Origin of the sequence: Bifidobacterium sp. ESL0704 (assembly GCF_029392075.1) — a bacterium.
Lineage (GTDB): Bacteria > Actinomycetota > Actinomycetes > Actinomycetales > Bifidobacteriaceae > Bifidobacterium.
Genome location: NZ_CP113929.1, coordinates 2,135,235 through 2,154,600 on the forward strand (window position 1 = coordinate 2,135,235; position 19,366 = coordinate 2,154,600).

Genomic DNA, 19,366 nt, shown 5'->3' on the forward strand with positions numbered 1-19,366 from the left:
TTAATGGAGCCGCAACCCCCGTTCAATCCGCCAAGATTCATAGCGGGGGAAACGACAAATCTTAAGAATCAGCCACAATCATTCGGTCCAAAACAGACCGGACCATTGTCATGACCGCCTGGAACATAGTCTGGTCCAAAACCACCATCAACAAAACCATGTATTTGAGGAACAGACGTTGCACGGCCCTGCGACCCGGAGCCTGACGATCCACCACGATTCGCACCACCCGACTTCGAACGCCCCGCAGACCGCTTCCGAGCAGCTTCAGCCTGAGCTTTCGCCGCAGCTTGGGCGGCCTCGGCATCGGCTGCGGCCTTCGCCTGCGCACTCGCGTTGACGCTGTTCATCGCACTGTCAAGCGCCTGCGAGGTCTGCTGCAAATCAGCGAGTTTCGATTGTTTGTTGCCAAGCAGTCCATTTGCGGTATCAATCTGCTGGGAGAGCGCCCTACGCGTCGCATCATCGGCCACGGTGCCGGCCGATGAATCCAACAGCTGCTTCGCTTGCGCTGCTTTCGCCGCCAGTGCACTCTGCGTATCCTTCAGCGTTTTCGCCTCACGACTCGCCAACACCTTTTTCGCCGACTTCGTCACAGCTGCACGCGCCGACTTCAACGATTTCAGCGACGCAGCAGCAACACTTTCCTGCTTCTGCGCAGCCGAGCGCGAAGTAGCATCGCAAACAGGCACGCCCTTTTGCGTCAGATCGGTAAGTTTCTTTTGATCGCGGTGCAGCACTTTCCAGCTCTCGCCATCAGCAACATCCTTCTCGCTCACCTTCTCCGCCTCAACCACGTTCTTGCCGAGAGGAGTTTTGACAAGCTCTCGAACCTGCCCGGCATATTGCCGACAACTTGAAAGCGCTTGATCCTTGGCATGCTGGTTCCATGCCACACCGCCCACAACACCGGTAACAACGATAACCGCCACCGCAGCGACGACAATCCATAGAGTCCGCTGCTTGAAGAATGGCCATTCAGCCTTATCCGAACCCACACCGCCATCATGCAATTTGCCATTCTCATCAGGCGGCAATGTCACACGGGCGCCTGCACGATCTGGAGGAGGAATACCTTCTTCCCCGTGTTCGTCAACGGTTGGTTCCAAATTTGTTTCGTCATTCATTGTCGTTTCACTTTCTCTTTGCAAGCGGATACTGCCATCGTTGCACAGTTGCGCAAATTTCCGCGTTGTTTTCAGGCACTGTGGTCGAATGATCGGGGTCTCGGCGTGTTGTGGATAACTTGATTTCCACTATCCACATTTCGCCGTTTACAGGGCATCTTTGCCTGATTCGTCCACATGCTTATCAACTATTTTGTCATACGAAAAAATAGTTATACACAAATCCTATCATTTTGCTCAAAATTGTCCGACATCATCAAACCAACCTTTACAATGAACCATACGGAACAATTCACCGACAACAACAACGAAGTGGGAGCGATTATGGCAGTCAATGCAACCAACCGGGAATTCAGCGAGCCGGCCACACCCAGCTTCCCTGTTACCGACCCAGGCCAATTCGGAAGGATAGTCATTCTCTCCGTCACGCCTAGCGAGCAACGAAACCTATACCCGGCGCGCGTCGAACTCGGTGAGATGTTCACTGTCACCGCGCAGATTTTCATCGAAGGCCGCAGCCATACAGGCGCCACAGCAGTGCTGCGCGACCCGAATGGCAACATCAGACAGCAAGTCAGGATGATCTGTATCAATCCTGGCCTCGACCTTTGGAAAACCAATCTTTGCGCCGGTCAACCGAGCGATCTCAATCCCTGGGACAAGGATTTCGATACACTTCGCAGACAACTCGGCGAGTGGAGTGTCACCATCGAGGGCTGGGAAGATGCATATGCCTCTTGGCTGGCCGACGCCCGCATCAAGGTTGACGTCAACGATGACGCAGAAAATGCACTGATTTCCGGCTCGCAGCTTTTCTCACGATGGGCTGAAGACAGGAACGCAAAACTCAACGGTTCCCAACAAAACATCTTGCGCAAAGCAGCCGAACAGCTCGCCGATGAATCTCTGGAGACCACAAAGCGGATTTCCGCCGCCGACAATCCTGCCATCGAGGCGCTGCATCTCGCAAACCCACTACGTGAAGGCCTGACCGCGAGCGCACCGCAACGATTCAAGGTCGAACGCCCCGAATCGAGCTTCACCGCGTGGTACCAGTTCTTCCCGCGTTCAGAGGGCGCAACGAGGAATCCTGAAACCGGCGAAATCGTCCAAGGCACGCTCAAAACAGCGCTGTCCGGACTCGACCGCGCCAAGGCCGAGGGCTTCGACGTGGTCTATCTGCCGCCGATCTTCCCCATCGGCGTTACCAACCGCAAAGGTCGCAACAACGCTCTGGTCGCAGGGCCAAACGACCCGGGCTCACCCTTCGGCATCGGCTCGTCGCTCGGCGGGCACGATACGGTCGACCCGCTGCTCGGCACCATGGACGATTTCAAGGCGTTCTGCGCCTACGCACACAAGTTGGGTCTGGAAATCGCGCTCGACTTCGCGCTGCAATGCTCGCCCGACCACCCGTGGGTAACGGAACATCCGAACTGGTTCCGACACAAACCTGACGGCACCATCGCCTTTGCCGAGAATCCGCCGAAGAAATATCAGGACATCTACCCCATCGATTTCGACATCGACATGCCGGGCATCGAACACGAGACCGAACGCATCATGGACCTGTGGATTGCGGCGGGCGTTACGATATTCCGTATCGACAACCCGCACACCAAGCCGGTACGTTTCTGGCAGGACGTCATCGAGGCCGTGCAACGCAGGCACCCCGAAATTCTGTTCCTCGCCGAGGCCTTCACCCGTCCGGCCATCATGCGCGCGCTGAGCCTCGCGGGCTTCACCCAGTCGCACAGCTACTTCCCTTGGCGAAACACCAAGGACGAGGTGAGCGAATACCTGCAGACCACCAACAGCGACGAGGCCTACTACCAGCACAACACCTTCTGGCCCACCACGCCTGATATCCTGACCGACTATCTGCGCGACAACGGGCCGGCTGGCCACAAAGTTCGCGCGGTGTTGGCCGCCTTGGGCTCGCCTTCATGGGGCATCTACAACGGCTATGAGCTGGTGGAGAACCATCAGCAAGAGGGACGCGAGGAACAGGCGGACAACGAGAAGTACGAGATCAAGGTGCGCGATTGGAACAAAGCGGATACATACGGCATCGCCACTTTGCTCACCGACCTCAACCGCATCCGCCGAGCTCATCCCTCCTGCCGCAGCTATCACGATTTGATCATGCTGTGGACCAGCGACCCGAACGTCGTGGCTTTCGCCCGTCATATTCCGGCAGGCACCTGCATCAACAACATACGTGAAGGCGACAAAGGGACCGCCGATCACCACGATAACGGTACCGAAACGCCGAATACCGAAAACCATACCGTCATCCGCCATCAGGCTGCCATCACCGATGCCCACGGCACCGGCCCGGCGAACGACGGCACAGAAACCATAGAACCCGGCGACACCCTCATCGTTGTGGTGAACCTCGACTGCAAGGCCGCCCACACCTCGGAGGTCAACTTCGATCCGGCATTGCTCGGCCTCCCTCGCGATCACACCTTCGATGTCCACGACGAACTTGGCGGCGACAGCTTCACCTGGTCCAGCAACAACAAAGTCACCCTCGACCCCGCGCAACGCCCAGCCTATGTTTTCCGTGTCACCGGAAACAAGTAAGGACGGACCGGAATCGGAAACCCAGACGGAAGAAAGACCGGCCACGCCATCCATCCGATGCCGAATCGGAGCAAAACCGGTTGACGGTCAAACCGTTGCCTCCCTCTGTGGCGGTAAGGGAGCAGAAGCCGGAAAGCCACGGCTGCACGGGACCGAAGCTCGCGCTATCCGCTTCGTTGCCCTATGGCTCGGCGAGTATCTGCGCTAGACTTGGACACGGCAACAAACACTACGTTCAACATACGTTCAAAAGGAGCAAACATGGCTGAAACGTTCAATGTCCTCGTCGAGATCCCGCGCGGATCGAAGAACAAGTACGAAGTGGACCAGGAGACGGGCCGCATCACGCTCGACCGCACCCTCTTCACCTCCTTCGGATATCCGGATGACTACGGCTACATCGAAGGCACCCTCGGCGAAGACGGCGATCCGCTCGACGCCCTGGTAATGATTCCGAACTCGGTCTTCCCGGGCTGCGTCATCGAGTGCCGCGCCGTAGGCCTCTACCACATGGAAGATGAAGAGGGCGGCGACGACAAGGTGCTGTGCGTGCCCGCCGATGTGCGTTTCGATGACATCAAGGACATCGATGACGTCAACGAGTATCACAAGGCCGAAATCAAGCACTTCTTCGAGCAGTACAAGGCCCTGGAGCCCGGCAAGGAAGTCAAGCCCGGCGATTACTGGACCAACGTGGCCGAAGCCGAGAAGCAGATCAAGGCTTCCCGCGAGCGCCTCGCCGCTTCCAAGAAGTGAGACGATAGCTCATCTTGAATATCGTTGGTTCTCAATTACGACCATTGATGAGATAACCATTCGGCATTCACCATTACCTAAACCGGAACATGCATCGCGCATCGTTCCGGTTTTTATTTGCCAAATTCGCAGAACGACGAAACATCGGTCAAGTCATCGACCGGGTATTATACTGAGGTCAACAATTGTGGCATGCGAACGGTATTCACATCGGGAATTCAAAGCCGGGACATTGGTGGGTTGCCAGCAGTTCTCAATGCCGAAACACAAGGCGTAGGCGGGTAACCGTCGAGGCCCATTCGCGTGCGACTTGCGGTGACAACCGACTGGCTCACCGCCATCAACGTCGGCGCCGCGGATGAACACGAAAGTGCAGCCGTCAAGCTTATGATCGTCGAAATCCTGCTTATCGCGGTGTCCGTTTCGATGGATGCCTTCGCCATCGCCATCGGCAAGGGGTTGGCCACCAAACATGTCCGGCCGGTCAATGCGATCAAAACTGCACTCTGGTTCGGTGGTTTTCAGGCGCTCTTCCCCGTCCTGGGCTACTTCTTCGCTTCATTGTTCGGCAAGTACGTCGAGGCCGTCGACCATTGGATCATCTTCGCTCTGCTCGCGCTCATCGGCGGCAACATGATTCGCGAGGCCTTCGGCGAGCCGGAGGAAGACACCAAGGAAACCGCGCAATTCGACTGGCGGCACATGGCCCCGCTCGCCGTGGCGTGCAGCATCGACGCCTTCGCGGTGGGCGTGAGCTTCCAGTTCATGCCACTCAACATCTGGGGGGCCGCCGCCATCATCGGCGTCATCACGGGAGCCTTCTCCATCGCCGGCCTCTACCTCGGCCACACCATCGGCGTACGTTGGCAGCAGACCGCCCAAATCATCGGTGGTATCATCCTGATTCTCATTGGTCTGAAAACCCTGTTGGAACACCTCGGCATCATCGCCTAATCCCGACAGCAACAGCCAATCGCGTTGTCGCGAGAAGCGGCAAAGGCATTCACAAGGTCATGCAAATCACGCCAGCACCTGCCATCCGAACGTATGCAAAATGCACTTTATTCACAGACCCGGCAAAAATGTGCATTTCAGACCAGCCAAAACGCACATTATTCACAGGCTGGCGCAAAATGTGCATTTTGCACCAGCTAAAACGCACTTTATTCACAGACCCGGCAAGAACATACGTTTTAGACCAACTAAAACGCACTTTTTATGCAGACGAATAACAACCTCTCAGCCGACGAAAACCAGCAGCGCAACCAGCGCAAGGAACACGACGAAGCCGCCGTACATCACCGGCATCAGACCCAGAGAGTAACGGGCATAGCTGCGGAAATTCCGAATGTCCTTCCCATTGCCGGCCTCAAGCTTGAAGCGCGGCAACGGACTTCCGGCAGCCCGATAATCCTTCGCCCACCTGGTCGACGCCCACGACAGCGCCGCCAACAGAGCCACGGCAATCACTGCGACAATCGCGACCACATACGGCTTGCGCGCACCCAACGCGCCGACACCGAAATAACGCAGCAGAGCCGGAGCGAACACCCAGCCCGAAGCCCCTGCCATCGCGACGTCGAACATCAGGCCGTGCGAAAGGGAAAGCACCATATTCGTCCGTTCGCGGCGCAGCATCTGATGCAGGAAACCGAGGATGACGAACGCCGCCAGCACAATCAGCAATGCGGTCGCCCAGCGAGTGCACCAATGCAGCAATTCATCACCAGACATCGCATCGAAACGGGCAGACACATGACGACGCAGCCTGCGCGGCCCCGTCATGCCATCGGCATTCGGCAACGCCTCCGCCAGTGACGTTTCGGTCGCATATATCATGCCGAATCCGCCAAAGGCTCCCACCAAGGCATCAAAAATGCTGGTGTGCAACGGCCAGGAAACTCCCACAAAAATCGCCAGTGCCCCGGCAACCGCCGTAAAGATGGCGACTTCCATACGCCCTTCGACAAAGCAGGCAACGACCAAGAGAACAGCGATAACCGCATACGCGCCGACCTCAAGCGCCACCATCCCCTTGGGGGAACCTATCGACATAGATTGCTGTCCACCATTGCCGTCGCCATTCGCCGCAGCAGTCATCCGTAACCCCGTTCCGTCTCGTGTCACTCGCTTTTCGCACCATTCTAGGCACGAAATCCGGTCATCCAAAACCTTGCCGCCTAGCCGCTTACCGGCTTTCGAACCACCAAACCCCGGCGTAACACCGCCGAAACCAACAAGGTTTTCTATAAGAAATATGGTAGCTGCCAGTGTCCACAACCAGCAGGTACAATGACGGTAATCGCATAAACCCCAATGACGTCGTATACACGGTGTCGAGTTGTGCTTGAGGCCGTTCGACCGGAGACGGCAAAGCCTACAGGCAACAGGGCGCACGATCGGGAGGGGAGGGCTCGATGACCGATTTGACATTGATGACGATGGCCCCCAACCCTGCGAGCGTGCTTCCCAGCCTCGCCCTGCTTTCCTACCGCGTGCGCGTGCTACCGATGGATGCCGCAAGCCTGGTGAAGCTTCCCGAAAACACCATTCTTTTCCTCGATGCGCGCGACGATCTCGCCAACGCCAAGACGCTGTGCAATCTCATTCACGCCTCCGGTCTTTCCATTCCGATCATCCCCATTATTACGGAAGGCGGCTTTACCGCCATCAATATCCAGTGGGGCGTGGCCGACGTCGTGGTGAACAACGCCTCCCCCGCCGAGGTGGAAGGCCGGCTGCGGCTGGTCTGCGAGCGCGGCCAGACCGCCCCGACCACTACGCGCACATCCGTGGAACGCGACAATTACAACGATGACGGGCAAATCCGTTCCGGTGACCTGGTGGTGGACACCAAGGGTTATACGGCCACGCTCAACGGCGAACCGGTGAACCTGGCCTATAAGGAATTCGAACTGCTGAAATATCTTGTCGCGCACCCTCACCGCGTCTTCACCCGCGCCCAGCTGCTACAGGAAGTGTGGGGCTACGACTATTACGGCGGCACGCGCACGGTCGACGTCCACGTGCGTCGCCTGCGCGCCAAGCTCGGCGGCGAATACGAGCATATGATCGGCACCGTGCGCAACGTCGGTTATCGTTTCGATCCGCCGGATGACGGCGATAATCATGACGTCAACGATGCCAGCGCACCAATTCCCGGTGCTGCAGATGCCACCACCGCCAACAACTGACATACCGCACGGTATCCCGGCCATCTATAATCGCTTTTATGCCAAAGGAAACGAAGAAACAGCGCCTCGAACGCATGCATGGCGAGTACGAAATCCTACGCGAACTCATTCCCGAGCCCGCATGCGCGCTGCATTTCAAGACTCCGTTCCAGCTTTTGGTCGCCACTGTTCTAAGCGCCCAGACCACCGACGTGCGCGTCAACAGCGTCACCCCCACGCTCTTCAAGGATTACGGCACACCGGAACGACTCGCGGCGGCCAACCCGGAAGTCATCGAAGACATCATCCATCCAGTCGGCTTCTATCACGCCAAGGCCGACCACATCATCACTCTTTCCGGCCAACTCATGGATCGCTACGATGGCGTCGTACCGCAAAAAATGGAAGAACTGACTAAGCTTGCAGGCGTGGGCCGCAAGACGGCAAATGTCGTATTGGGCAACGCCTTCGACATCCCCGGTTTTCCCGTCGATACCCACGTCATTCGACTGACCGGACGCTTGCGCTGGCGCAACGACTGGCGCAGCACGCATCCCGACCCGGTCAAAATCGAAAAGGAAATCACCGGCTATTTCGCCCCCGAAGAATGGACAAACCTTTCGCACCGCCTCATCCTCTTCGGCCGTTCTACCTGCCACGCTCGCAAACCCGTATGCGTCGATTGCCCGCTCAACGACACCTGCCCTTCCGCAGGGCAGTTCGGCTGAGCACTCGGGCAACGTTATCCGTGAAAATCCAAGCATTTCAGTCTTTTCACGTCTCTTTCAGGAATCATTCAGCACCGGATAGTAAACTGTTGAGTCATGTCACGTCATAAGCAGCAAATGAGCGGGCCGATGAGGGGTCTCGTCTTCCTCGGTGCTGCTGCGGTGCTCTTCGCCCTTGTAGGTGTCGGCTGGGCTCATTTCGACCATCGCTCCGTTGACGCCACCCTGCTTCATTCCGGTTCGGAAGTCACCGTCGGATTGGATGCCACGGCCCCGCAGTCTCTCGACATCCGCACAGTGCAAGGCAAAGAGCTCGACCAGGCGTTGCTCGGCAATGTATACGAAACCCTCGTCGGCCGCGACCAGGACAACAAACTTGTCCCGTCCATCGCCAAAAGCTGGGATGTCTCGAAAGACGGCCTCAACTATACGTTCACGCTCAATGCGGATATGCGCTTCGCCAACGGGGACGCTCTGGATTCCACCGACGTGGTCTACTCCCTTCAGCAGGTCATCAACAGGAACTACGTGGGCTCCGAGGATCTCACAGGTCTCAAATCCGTCAAAAACCCTGACACCTCGACGGTGCAGATAAGTCTTTCCTCACCCAATCCGCGACTTCTGCGGGCGCTTTCCTCACGTGCCGGAATCGTCTATGATTCGACTTCCAACATCAACTATGCCAAGCAGGCCGGCGGCAGCGGACCGTTCACCGTGCGCAGTTTCGACCCCGGCAATTCCATCGTATTCACACGCAATCCCCTGTACTGGAAACAACAGTCGGCCAGTTCACAGATGACCCTGCGCTATTTCGACTCCGTTCAATCGCTTGGCAAAGCCATGAAAGACGGAACGGTCCAGCTTGCGGTGCTGCGTCCCTCGGATTCCCCGAAGCCATTCCAAGGCAGCAAAAAATACAGCGTTTCGAAGGGATTGACGACTTCAAAGTTGACGCTGGCGCTCAACAACAGCAGCGATTCGATCTTCTCCGACGAACGCGCGCGTTCGGCCGTCCGCTATATCCTCGACAACGAGGCCATCACCAAAAGCCAGCCCAACGCGGCGTCCGTGCTCAACGGACCGATCAGTCCGCTGGAACCCGGTTACGACGATCTTTCCGCGATATTCCCGCACAATCTGGACGCTGGAAAAAACGATCTGAACTACTGGATCACCCGGCCGGGGTATTTCGGGGACATCACGTTCCTGGTACCCGACGAATACGCGTCGCTTGGCCAGCAGGTGCTCGACCAGTTCAAGACCACGCAGCTCCATCTGGTGATGCAAGTCGTCGATGACGATACGCTCAGGCAACGGCTCGACAACGGCGATTACAAAATGGCTATCGTCGCCATGCAGGGGCCGGACGATCTGGGCGCCTTCGCCGAAGGCCGCTTCGGCTATCAGAACAGCGAGGCCCAGCAGGATTACCGCAACGCTCTGGCCTCCACCAACGATATCGATTATCAGCAGAATCTCCGCGCCTATGCCAAAACCGTGAGCTCGGACGCCGGAAGCGCTTGGTTCTATAACGAAAGCAGCATGGTGGCCGCGGACAATAACATCGCCGGCTACCCCAGGAATATGACCGACGAACTGCTGCCGTTACGCGATGTGAGCACAAAGTAACCCGCCAACGCCCGCATGCCAACCACGGCGGCGCTGATGTCACCATTGCTTTCTAAAATTGGTCGTTATGACTGATCAGGACAATAGCATTATCCACGCAAGCCTTTCGCCGCTGCCCGACCGGGTCGGCGTCGACGGCCTGGAAGACAAATGGCGTTCCGAATGGGACAACGACGGCACCTACGAATTCGAGATTCCGCGCGACGGCAACGGCGCACCCGACCGTGCGTCCGTCTACTCCATCGACACCCCGCCACCTACCGTTTCCGGCAGCCTCCATGTGGGCCACGTCTTCTCCTACACCCACACCGACGTCATCGCCCGCTACGAGCGTATGCGCGGCAAGCACGTCTTCTACCCGATGGGCTGGGACGACAACGGCCTGCCCACCGAGCGCCGCGTGCAGAACTACTACGGCGTGCGCGTTGACACGTCGCTCAAATACGATCCTGATTTCAAGCCGCCGTTCGAGGGCACGGACGGCAAGAAGATCAGCGCCCGCGACCAGGTGCCGGTCAGCCGTAAGAACTTCGTGGAGCTGTGTGAGCGCCTGACCGCGCAGGACGAGAAGCAGTTCGAGGCGCTGTGGCGTTCCTTGGGCACGTCCATCGACTGGCGCCAGACCTACCACACCATCGGCGAGCATCCGCAGCGCGTGGCACAGAAAGCGTTCCTGCGTAACCTTGCACGTGGCGAGGCCTATCAGAAGGATGCGCCGAGCCTTTGGGACGTCACCTTCCAGACCGCGGTGGCGCAGGCCGAGCTGGAAAGCCGCGAATATGACGGCTTCTACCATCGCGTCGCCTTCCGCTTCGAGGACGGCACGCCGATCTACATCGAGACCACCCGACCGGAGCTCCTGGCAGCCTGCGGCGCGCTGATCGCCAACCCCGACGACGAACGTTACCAGAAGTATTTCGGGCAGTACGTTTACTCTCCGCTCTTCAAAGTCAAGGTGCCGATCATGGCGCACCCGGCCGCCGAGATGGACAAGGGCGCCGGCATCGCGATGTGCTGCACCTTCGGCGACCAGACCGATATCGAGTGGTGGCGTGATCTGAACCTTCCGCTTCGCCCGATCATCCAGCGCAACGGCCGCATCATCATGAGCGTGCCGGATTGGGTCGTCGACGAAGGCGGCAAGAAGATCTTCGAGGAGACCGAAGGCAAGACCACCTTCACGGCCCGCAAGATCATCGTGGAGCATCTGCGCGAGTCCGGCGATCTCGACGGCGAACCGAAGCCCACCAAGCGTATGACCAACTTCTACGAGAAGGGCGACAAGCCGCTCGAAATCGTCACCTCACGCCAGTGGTACCTCAAAAACGGCGGTACCGATATGAAGCTGCGCGCCGAGCTGTTGGAGCGCGGCAAGGAGCTGCAATTCCATCCCGACTTCATGCGTGTGCGCTATGAGAACTGGGTCAATGGCCTGAACGGCGACTGGCTCATCAGCCGTCAGCGCTTCTTCGGCGTGCCGTTCCCGCTGTGGTATCCGGTCAACGCCGACGGCGAGCCGGATTACGACCATCCGATCACCCCGCGCGAAGACCAGCTGCCGATCGATCCGACCAACGACGTGCCTGAAGGTTACACGGAAGACCAGCGCGACGTGCCCGGCGGCTTCACGGCCGAAAAGGACATCATGGACACCTGGGCCACCTCGTCGCTGACCCCGCAGATCGTCACCCACTGGGAAGAGCCGGATCAGGAGAGCAAGGACCTCTTCAAGGCCACCTTCCCGATGGACCTGCGCCCGCAGGGTCAGGACATCATCCGCACCTGGCTCTTCACCACGATGGACCGCGCGCATCTCGAGAACCACTGCCTGCCGTGGGCGCATACCGCGCTGTCCGGCTGGATCCTCGACCCCGACCACAAGAAGATGTCGAAGTCCAAGGGCAACGTCGTGGTTCCCAAGGAGCCGATCGAGAAGTACGGCGCCGACGCGGTGCGCTACTGGGCCGCTTCCGCCAAGCTCGGCCTCGACGCCACCTATGACGAAGGGCAGATGAAGATCGGCCGCCGTCTGGCCATCAAGCTGCTGAACGCCACCAAGTTCGCGCTGGCCATCGGCCGTGAGGACGACAACCATCACGTTGGTGCCGCCTCAAGCGCCGATTGGAATCCGGCCGACGTCACCGAACCGCTGGACCGCGCGGTGATGGCTCGCCTGGCAACCGTGATCCGCGAAGCCACCAAGTCGATGGACGCCTACGAGCACTCCAAGGCGCTCGAACTCATCGAGACGTTCTTCTGGCAGTTCTGCGACGACTACATCGAGCTGGTGAAGAACCGCGCTTACGGCACGGCAGATTCCACCGGCAAGACCCCATCTGAGGCCGCCGTGAAGTCCGCGCACACCACGCTGGGCCTCGGCCTTGAGGCGTTCGCACGTCTGCTCGCGCCGTATATGCCGTTCGCCACCGAAGAGGTCTGGCACTGGATGCACGCCGGCGAGGGATCCGTGCACACCTCCTCCTGGCCGACCGCCGAGCCTTACGAGGCCGCCGCAGGCGACGCCGACCCGGACATGCTCGTTTGGGCAGGCAAGGCACTGGCCGAGCTGCGCGGTTTGAAGTCGCAGGCCAAGGTCTCAATGAAGACCCCGATCTTGAAGGCCACGCTCAACGCGGCCAACGAGGCCGGCAAGACGGCCATCGACTTGAGCCTCGTCGACATCGCCGAAGCCGGCAAGGTCACTGGTCCGCTTTCGGTTACGGTCGACGCTTCCGACGATACCCCGGACAACGAGATTATCGTTCGTGTCAGCGACGCCGAACTCGGTGAGCCGCCGGCCAAGAAGCCCAAGAAGAAGTAGTTTCCGATACGTTGGTTTGATGAAAAGGCCTGATACGTTTGATACGACGTGTCAGGCCTTTTCAGTACCTGCTTTGCCCATCTGCTTGTCCCCGATTTCCGAGGCTTTGAGCGACAATATTCGCGGCGCGCAAACCTTGTGATTGTACATCAATCGTTTCTATATTGTTCCATTTTGCGATACGACTGCTGAATCACCGAAATTCAACAAACCCTTTCAAAGGGCGTCAATCGATTTGACAACTTTTGTTTTCCGACTATTTTAAATTAAACGCTGCAATATTTTCATCACATCGTCGGTTTCGTATTCACCATGTGGCAGCCGTCCAAGAATCAAATGTCCAATGAGGGAAGAGCGATGCACAACAACACACAATACGTATACCAGTTTTCGGAAGGCGACGCTTCGATGCGCGACCTGCTGGGCGGCAAAGGTGCCGGAGTGGCCGAAATGACCAAGTTGGGAATGCCGGTGCCGGAAGGCTTTACGATAACCACCGAAGCCTGCCGAAAGTATATGAAAAACCCGGACGGCATCGACGCTGAAATCCGCCAACCGGTGCTCGACGCCCTGAACCAACTTGAACAACGCACCGGCAAGACGCTGGGCGACCCAGATGACCCGCTGCTGGTATCGGTGCGTTCCGGCGCGCAGGTCTCCATGCCCGGAATGATGGATACGATCCTGAATCTCGGGCTCAACCGCGATGTGGTCGAGGCGTTGGGTGAAAAGTCCGGCAACGCGCGTTGGGCTTGGGATTCCTACCGTCGCTTCATCCAGATGTACGGCAATGTGGTCATGGGCATCAACGAAGATATTTTCGAGCATCGCATCGATGAACGCAAGGCCGAACGCGGTGTGGAATCCGATGTCGACCTCGATGCCCGGGACATGCAGTGGCTGGCCGATCGCTTCCTCGAAGATTACCGGCAGGCCAAAGGCGAGGACTTCCCCACCGAACCTGCCACCCAGCTTTTCGAAGCCATCAAAGCCGTCTTTCGCTCCTGGAACAACCCTCGTGCCGTCTATTTCAGACAGATGAACAACATTCCCGACGATTGGGGCACCGCTGTGACCGTGCAGCGCATGGTCTTCGGCAACCTTTCCGAAAATTCCGGCACAGGTGTGGCCTTCTCGCGCAACCCTGTCAATGGTGAAAAAGGCCTGTTCGGCGAATATCTGATGAACGCGCAGGGTGAGGATGTCGTTTCCGGTGTACGCACCCCCGAACCCATCGAGACCTTGAAAACGCGGAATCCCGCGCTGTACGAGACCTTTGACCAGATCGTGCATAAGCTCGAGCTGCACTATCGAGATATGCAGGACATGGAATTCACCATCGAAGACGGCCATCTCTTCATGCTTCAGACCCGCAATGGCAAGCGCACCCCGCAGGCCGCCTTCAAAATCGCCAGCGACCTGGTGGACGAAGGCGTACTGACACAGGAGGATGCCGTCTGCTCCATCGACCCGACCTACATCACCGCGATGCTGCATCCCAGTTTCACCGACGAAGCCCTGAAAAACGGCACGGTACTTGGCACCGGTCTGGCAGCCTCGCCGGGAGCGGCTGCAGGACGCGTGGTCTTTTCATCCGATGACGCCGAAACCTGGTCGAACCGGGGCGAACAGGTCATTCTAGTACGGCGCGACACCACTCCGGAGGACATCGTGGGCATGCACCATGCCGAGGGCATCATGACCGCACGCGGAGGCATGACCAGCCATGCTGCCGTCGTGGCCAGAGGCATCGGCAAATGCTGTGTTTCCGGGGTTTCGGCCCTGCAATTCGACGATGCCGGAAACTGCCGCATCGGCGGACATGAACTCGATGAGGGCGAGTGGATCTCCTTGGACGGCAGCACGGGTTCGGTCTACGAAGGCAAACTGGAAACCGAACCGGCGTCCATGACCGGAGCGTTCGGACGAGTGATGTCATGGGCCGACCGTTTCCGCAGACTTGAGGTTCGCGCCAACGCGGATACTCCCGAAGACGCACGCCGCTCACGCGAGTTGGGCGCCGAAGGCATCGGCCTGTGCCGTACCGAGCACATGTTCTTCCGTCCTGAACGCATCGACGCCATCCGGCGGATGATTGTGGCACGGAACGAGGAGGAACGCCAAGCCGCACTCGACGTGCTGCTGCCGATGCAACGCGAAGATTTCACGGCGATGTACGAGGCGATGGAAGGCGAACCGATGACCGTGCGTCTCATCGATCCGCCCCTGCACGAATTCCTGCCCAAGACGCCGGAAGCCGTGGCCGCACTGGCCGAGACGACCGGCCAAAGCGTCGAAGACATCAACCGCGCCACCACCGAGCTGACCGAAGTCAACCCGATGCTGGGCCATCGCGGCTGCAGGCTCGCGGTCACCTATCCCTCGATCGCCCGCATGCAGACCAGGGCCGTGCTGGAAGCCGCCGTGAACGTCAAACGCGAGCATCCCGATTGGACAGTGGCCCCTGAGATCATGATTCCGCTGGTCAGTGAATCGGCCGAATTCGATTACGTAAAGTCCATCGTCGAAGACACCGCCAAGGAGGTCATCGCCAGCTCCGGCATCTCGCTCTACTGCTCGGTAGGCACGATGATCGAGACGCCACGCGCCGCCCTGACCGCCGGCGACATAGCCGCCAGAGCCGAGTTCTTCTCCTTCGGCACCAACGATCTGACGCAGATGACCTTCGGCCTGAGCCGAGACGACGCCGGCTCGTTCCTCCAGGATTATTACGACAAGGGTCTGCTGAAAGAAGATCCGTTCTCGCATCTGGACCGCAAAGGCGTGGGCAGGCTCATCGGGATGGCCGTCGAATCCGGCCGACGCGTCCGTCCGAACCTCAGGGTCGGTATTTGCGGCGAACACGGCGGGGACCCGGAATCCATAGAGTTCTGCGAAAGCTCGGGCCTGGATTACGTTTCGTGCTCCACCTATCGCGTGCCCGTGGCCAGGCTAGCCGCCGCGCAAGCCGCATTGGGACGTCACGCCCCCGAACGCAGGTGAGCGCAAACGTTTGCGATGACGTCGTTGAGCAAGCTCTCGGATACGACTGCAGCTGAACGATACAAGATAAAGCCGCAAATTCCGTCTCATTGATGATGATTATGATGGATGGCCTGCAACTGGAAATATCACCGGCTGCAGGCCATCCATCAGACATTTTTCGCTGGCGGCTATTGACGAGTCTTGCCCAAATCCAACCTTTTCAACTCAGGGATATCGTCCAACGAGGCGTTACGGCCGTCCTCAGTTCGATGCTCGCTGAGGTCATCATTGGCCCGGCCATAACCTCTTTCGTTTCCTGCTTTGTCCACTTTGCTGTTGCCGACACTGTTGCCTGGCAATCCTTCTGCCGCATCGGATTCGTTCAACGGACCGGTTTCGCCCAAAACCCCGGCATCCTCCGCTTCCGCAGCATCGGCAGCATCGGCAGCATGGGCAGCATCGGCAGCATCGGCAGCATCGGCAGCATCGGCAGCATCGGCAGCATCGGCAGCCGCGAGATCAGACGTTTCACTGTCGTAATCCCCAAGGCCGTCGACGCTGTCAATCCCCTCATCGATATCATCAACGTCATCCAACGCGTCAGGATCGGCGTATTCCTTGGCATCCTCGAACGCGACGGCCCCGGGAGAATCTGAGGCATCAAACCTGCGGTCGTTCTTCGCCTCACGCTCTTCCTCGCGCGCGGCGATGGCCTGCAACGTGCGGGCGAAACGCATCACCTGATCGTCGGTAATCGCTTCAAGCTTCTCCTTGGTCATCACCGAACGCATGACCATACGGATATGCGCAACGTCAAACGCAGGCCCCTTCTCCCGCTTCGACTTGTTCTTCCTGGCGTAGATCTCCAAGCCGTGCTTGCCTTGACGCGCATGAACGAACGGCTTCCATTTGCCCCCGGTTTGCGAGGCGTCAAGCAGCGTCGCAAGCCTCGCTATCAAAATCGCGCTTTGCATGGTCGAAAGCCCATACCAAGAGCACATCAGATACCACGAAACCGAGCGTTCCAGCGTTCCGCCCAGATATTCGTCATATTCATCCATCGCCATCTGCATCAACAACACCCGGTCTTGAAGCCGCTTCTCCTCGGTGTCCAGATTGTCGATGACCTTGAATTTCTTTCTGCTGACGATTTTCTTGCTACGTTTCTTGCCCATATCAGCCTCCTTGCCGACAAATACAAAATACGTTACACCATATTCTATCGTCCTCGAATGATTCTTTCCCTTACAGCGTTCGGCGTAAACCATATCCAAGCCTTTCACCGCACCCCGTCCCCACCATGTGCGGGAGCCCGATACGTCTACGGATAAGCGCATATCCGCTATCGCCATTGCTACGGCGCTTCTTATAACCGTCGTGGCCACCCCCCCCGATACCAGTACACCGCTAATCGCCGTATCATCTCGGCTCCCAGCCCCTTCCACACATAATTTGACAACTCACATTCATTGCATCATAATTGGCGGCAAACCATAGATGGTTTCTCTCTCAAAGATGTTGTGTATCCGTCCAGTGTCATAAAAACTAGTTTGTGCATAAGGAAGGTGCTATACAATGCGTCAATTATCCCAAAAACTGCTATGCGCATTCATTCCGCTACTCACAGTTTTCTCATTTACGACTCCTGCCAACGCTGCGTCCAGACAGCTGAACGTGCCGATAGAGACGCAGCTGCGGTCCAATCATATTCATGGATGAAGTCAGCCAGCGGACATGCCTGGACGCACAGCCGCTACAACATTTCACGGTAAAGGAGATCAATCATGAAACGGCAGCCCTTCATCATCATTGCATCTCTATCGTCGATCGTCTTCATGAGCCTTTCACTGCCGGCATCCGCAATCGCAGCAGTAAGCATTCCCGACGATGTCACCGAATTCTTCAACACTCAGGCTCCGAAAGAAATATCGGAATTTGAACACGAGGCGCACAGCACAATCAGCAATCAGACCATCCAAAAAGATACGGCTCCGGCACTGGAGAACATTCAACAGGAATATATCGTGCAACCGGACGCCAACGGCAAGCTGGAAATCAAACCCACCGGCGACTGGATGGCGGCGGTCCTTCACGACAACACACTTACAGGAATTGCCTACGCCCATCGCAACGCCAACGATCAACTGGAGTCAGGCTGGTCGGAAGACACCACGGTAGCAGGGTATCTTCTTGCCGCAAATCCAGGAACGGATGTTGTGCTGGTGCCGTGGACCAACGCCTATTTCTCCAGGACAAACGGCACTTTGACAGCACTCAATGACGAGGCGAAGCAATCCGCGCCCAATCCAATCAACGAAAACGAGTTCCTCAGCAAGGTACAGTCTTCGTTTGACACAGACAAAAAGAACAACGAACAGTCACTCAATCAAGGCAAGGTACCAGTCAGCGGTTCCTCAAACCATGCGCGGGAGCCCAATACATCTACAAGTAAGCGCATATCCGCTATCGCCATTGCTACGGCGCTTCTTATAACCGTTGTGGCCATCCTTATGCTCGTACACAGGAAATCGAACATAACAAACAAAAAGCAAGACTGATCGGCGCACGACGTCAATCGGATGATTGCACGCAAACGGCCTCAGCTGCGCGGCATGGATTCGGCGATGCGCTGATGACGTTTTTTGGCTTCCGTGACCACGAACTCACGATAGCTCTCTTCAATGCTCGGATCGAGCCCGGCATCGAGAGCCACCTTCGTAAGCCGCTCGGCCTGCCGACTTTCACGTTGTCGATCTTCCGGAGCGAACCCGGACTGGGCCTTCAAAACCCCGACTTCAGCGGTGTATTTGAAGCGCTCCGCAAGCAACGAGACGATGGCCGTATCCACGTTGTCGATGGACTGGCGCAACCGCTTGATGCGTTCGACGGCCTGCGCGGTTTGCGGGTTGGCCCTCTCCTGCGCGTCGTCGATGGTGGTATCACGCCAGCCTTCCGCTTTGTCGCTGCCCGCGGTTTCCGTAGTCATATCTTGCCTATTCATGATGATTCAAGATTACCGTGTACACAACCCATTGCACAATCCGACTTACTGGCGGAATCATGACGCAAAATCCGCCACTCGCGTCACAAAACCACCAACAAGCAACACTACCGGAGGAAACACGACGCAAAATCCGCCACTCGCGTCACAAAACCACCAACAACTTGGACTGCCGAAGGAAACACGACGCCAAATCCACCACTCGCGTCACAAAACCACCAACAACTTGGACTGCCGAAGGAATCACGACGCAAAATCCACCACTCGCGTCACAAAACCACCAACAACCCGCACTACCGGAGGAATCACGTCGCAAAACACCACCTCCGCATCGCAAAACCTCCAACAAGCAACATTACCGGAGGAAACACGACGCAAAATCTGCCACTCGCGCCACAAAACCGCCAACAACCCGCACTACTGGCAGAATCACGACGCTAAACCCACCACTCGCGTCACAAAACCGCCAACAAGCAACACTACCGGAGGAAACACGACGCAAAACACCACCTCCGCGTCACAAAACCTCCAATAGGCAACGAAAAAGGGGACCCTGA

The 19,366-nt window shown here is 57.7% G+C and carries 13 protein-coding genes; 9 read left to right on the forward strand and 4 right to left on the reverse strand.

The annotated features are described in order from the left end of the window. Positions 1 to 68: 68 nt before the first annotated feature. Positions 69 to 1,151 (reverse strand): hypothetical protein, encoded by a 1,083-nt coding sequence (locus OZX64_RS07900; protein ID WP_277172491.1) that lies wholly within the window; start codon positions 1,149 to 1,151, stop codon positions 69 to 71. 300 nt (positions 1,152 to 1,451) lie between these two features. Between OZX64_RS07900 and OZX64_RS07905 the strand changes: the two genes are divergently transcribed. From OZX64_RS07905 to OZX64_RS07915, 3 genes are all read left to right on the forward strand, one after another. Further along, entirely contained in the window at positions 1,452 to 3,716 is a 2,265-nt protein-coding gene (locus OZX64_RS07905; RefSeq protein ID WP_277172494.1) for an alpha-1,4-glucan--maltose-1-phosphate maltosyltransferase, read from the forward strand. Between the two features lie 261 nt (positions 3,717 to 3,977). Continuing rightward, the gene (locus tag OZX64_RS07910; protein WP_277146152.1) at positions 3,978 to 4,472 is read left to right on the forward strand and encodes an inorganic diphosphatase; all 495 of its coding nucleotides are present in this window, start codon (positions 3,978 to 3,980) and stop codon (positions 4,470 to 4,472) included. A 387-nt stretch (positions 4,473 to 4,859) separates the two neighbouring features. Then, positions 4,860 to 5,426 carry a manganese efflux pump MntP family protein gene (locus tag OZX64_RS07915; RefSeq protein WP_277175028.1) on the forward strand — a complete coding sequence of 189 codons (567 nt, stop codon included), beginning with the start codon at positions 4,860 to 4,862 and terminating at the stop codon, positions 5,424 to 5,426. A gap of 285 nt (positions 5,427 to 5,711) precedes the next feature. On the opposite strand, the gene OZX64_RS07920 is transcribed toward OZX64_RS07915, so the two are convergent. Further along, positions 5,712 to 6,572 carry a hypothetical protein gene (locus OZX64_RS07920; RefSeq protein ID WP_277172496.1) on the reverse strand — a complete coding sequence of 287 codons (861 nt, stop codon included), beginning with the start codon at positions 6,570 to 6,572 and terminating at the stop codon, positions 5,712 to 5,714. Between the two features lie 317 nt (positions 6,573 to 6,889). Between OZX64_RS07920 and OZX64_RS07925 the strand changes: the two genes are divergently transcribed. The 5 genes from OZX64_RS07925 (at position 6,890) to ppdK (ending at position 15,826) form a co-directional block, all read left to right on the forward strand. Next, entirely contained in the window at positions 6,890 to 7,666 is a 777-nt protein-coding gene (locus OZX64_RS07925; protein ID WP_277172498.1) for a response regulator transcription factor, read from the forward strand. Between the two features lie 38 nt (positions 7,667 to 7,704). Further along, positions 7,705 to 8,373, forward strand: a complete 669-nt coding sequence (nth, locus tag OZX64_RS07930) for an endonuclease III (RefSeq protein ID WP_277172500.1) — start codon at positions 7,705 to 7,707, stop codon at positions 8,371 to 8,373. 96 nt (positions 8,374 to 8,469) lie between these two features. Then, positions 8,470 to 10,002, forward strand: coding sequence for an ABC transporter substrate-binding protein (locus OZX64_RS07935; RefSeq protein WP_277156795.1), 1,533 nt, complete (start codon positions 8,470 to 8,472; stop codon positions 10,000 to 10,002). A gap of 67 nt (positions 10,003 to 10,069) precedes the next feature. Then, positions 10,070 to 12,823 carry a valine--tRNA ligase gene (gene valS / locus OZX64_RS07940; RefSeq protein ID WP_277156794.1) on the forward strand — a complete coding sequence of 918 codons (2,754 nt, stop codon included), beginning with the start codon at positions 10,070 to 10,072 and terminating at the stop codon, positions 12,821 to 12,823. Between the two features lie 357 nt (positions 12,824 to 13,180). After that, positions 13,181 to 15,826 carry a pyruvate, phosphate dikinase gene (gene ppdK, locus OZX64_RS07945; RefSeq protein WP_277172502.1) on the forward strand — a complete coding sequence of 882 codons (2,646 nt, stop codon included), beginning with the start codon at positions 13,181 to 13,183 and terminating at the stop codon, positions 15,824 to 15,826. A 170-nt stretch (positions 15,827 to 15,996) separates the two neighbouring features. Here ppdK and OZX64_RS07950 read toward each other — a convergent pair whose 3' ends face one another. After that, complete coding sequence (locus OZX64_RS07950) at positions 15,997 to 16,983, reverse strand: hypothetical protein (protein ID WP_277172505.1); 987 nt, start codon at positions 16,981 to 16,983, stop codon at positions 15,997 to 15,999. Between the two features lie 609 nt (positions 16,984 to 17,592). Here OZX64_RS07950 and OZX64_RS07955 point away from each other — a divergent pair. Then, positions 17,593 to 18,366 (forward strand): hypothetical protein, encoded by a 774-nt coding sequence (locus tag OZX64_RS07955; RefSeq protein WP_277172507.1) that lies wholly within the window; start codon positions 17,593 to 17,595, stop codon positions 18,364 to 18,366. A gap of 41 nt (positions 18,367 to 18,407) precedes the next feature. On the opposite strand, the gene OZX64_RS07960 is transcribed toward OZX64_RS07955, so the two are convergent. Beyond that, a complete protein-coding gene (locus OZX64_RS07960; protein ID WP_277172509.1) occupies positions 18,408 to 18,794 on the reverse strand; it encodes a chorismate mutase in 387 nt (128 codons plus the stop codon). Positions 18,795 to 19,366: the final 572 nt, after the last annotated feature.

Excerpts from the sequence above, each read along its gene's own strand:
- OZX64_RS07905 (WP_277172494.1), top strand. The coding sequence starts at position 1,452 with ATGGCAGTCAATGCAACCAACCGGGAATTCAGCGAGCCGGCCACACCC.
- OZX64_RS07910 (WP_277146152.1), top strand. The coding sequence starts at position 3,978 with ATGGCTGAAACGTTCAATGTCCTCGTCGAGATCCCGCGCGGATCGAAG.
- OZX64_RS07915 (WP_277175028.1), top strand. The coding sequence starts at position 4,860 with ATGATCGTCGAAATCCTGCTTATCGCGGTGTCCGTTTCGATGGATGCC.
- OZX64_RS07920 (WP_277172496.1), bottom strand. The coding sequence starts at position 6,572 with ATGACTGCTGCGGCGAATGGCGACGGCAATGGTGGACAGCAATCTATG.
- OZX64_RS07925 (WP_277172498.1), top strand. The coding sequence starts at position 6,890 with ATGACCGATTTGACATTGATGACGATGGCCCCCAACCCTGCGAGCGTG.
- nth (WP_277172500.1), top strand. The coding sequence starts at position 7,705 with ATGCCAAAGGAAACGAAGAAACAGCGCCTCGAACGCATGCATGGCGAG.
- OZX64_RS07935 (WP_277156795.1), top strand. The coding sequence starts at position 8,470 with ATGTCACGTCATAAGCAGCAAATGAGCGGGCCGATGAGGGGTCTCGTC.
- valS (WP_277156794.1), top strand. The coding sequence starts at position 10,070 with ATGACTGATCAGGACAATAGCATTATCCACGCAAGCCTTTCGCCGCTG.
- ppdK (WP_277172502.1), top strand. The coding sequence starts at position 13,181 with ATGCACAACAACACACAATACGTATACCAGTTTTCGGAAGGCGACGCT.
- OZX64_RS07950 (WP_277172505.1), bottom strand. The coding sequence starts at position 16,983 with ATGGGCAAGAAACGTAGCAAGAAAATCGTCAGCAGAAAGAAATTCAAG.
- OZX64_RS07955 (WP_277172507.1), top strand. The coding sequence starts at position 17,593 with ATGAAACGGCAGCCCTTCATCATCATTGCATCTCTATCGTCGATCGTC.
- OZX64_RS07960 (WP_277172509.1), bottom strand. The coding sequence starts at position 18,794 with ATGACTACGGAAACCGCGGGCAGCGACAAAGCGGAAGGCTGGCGTGAT.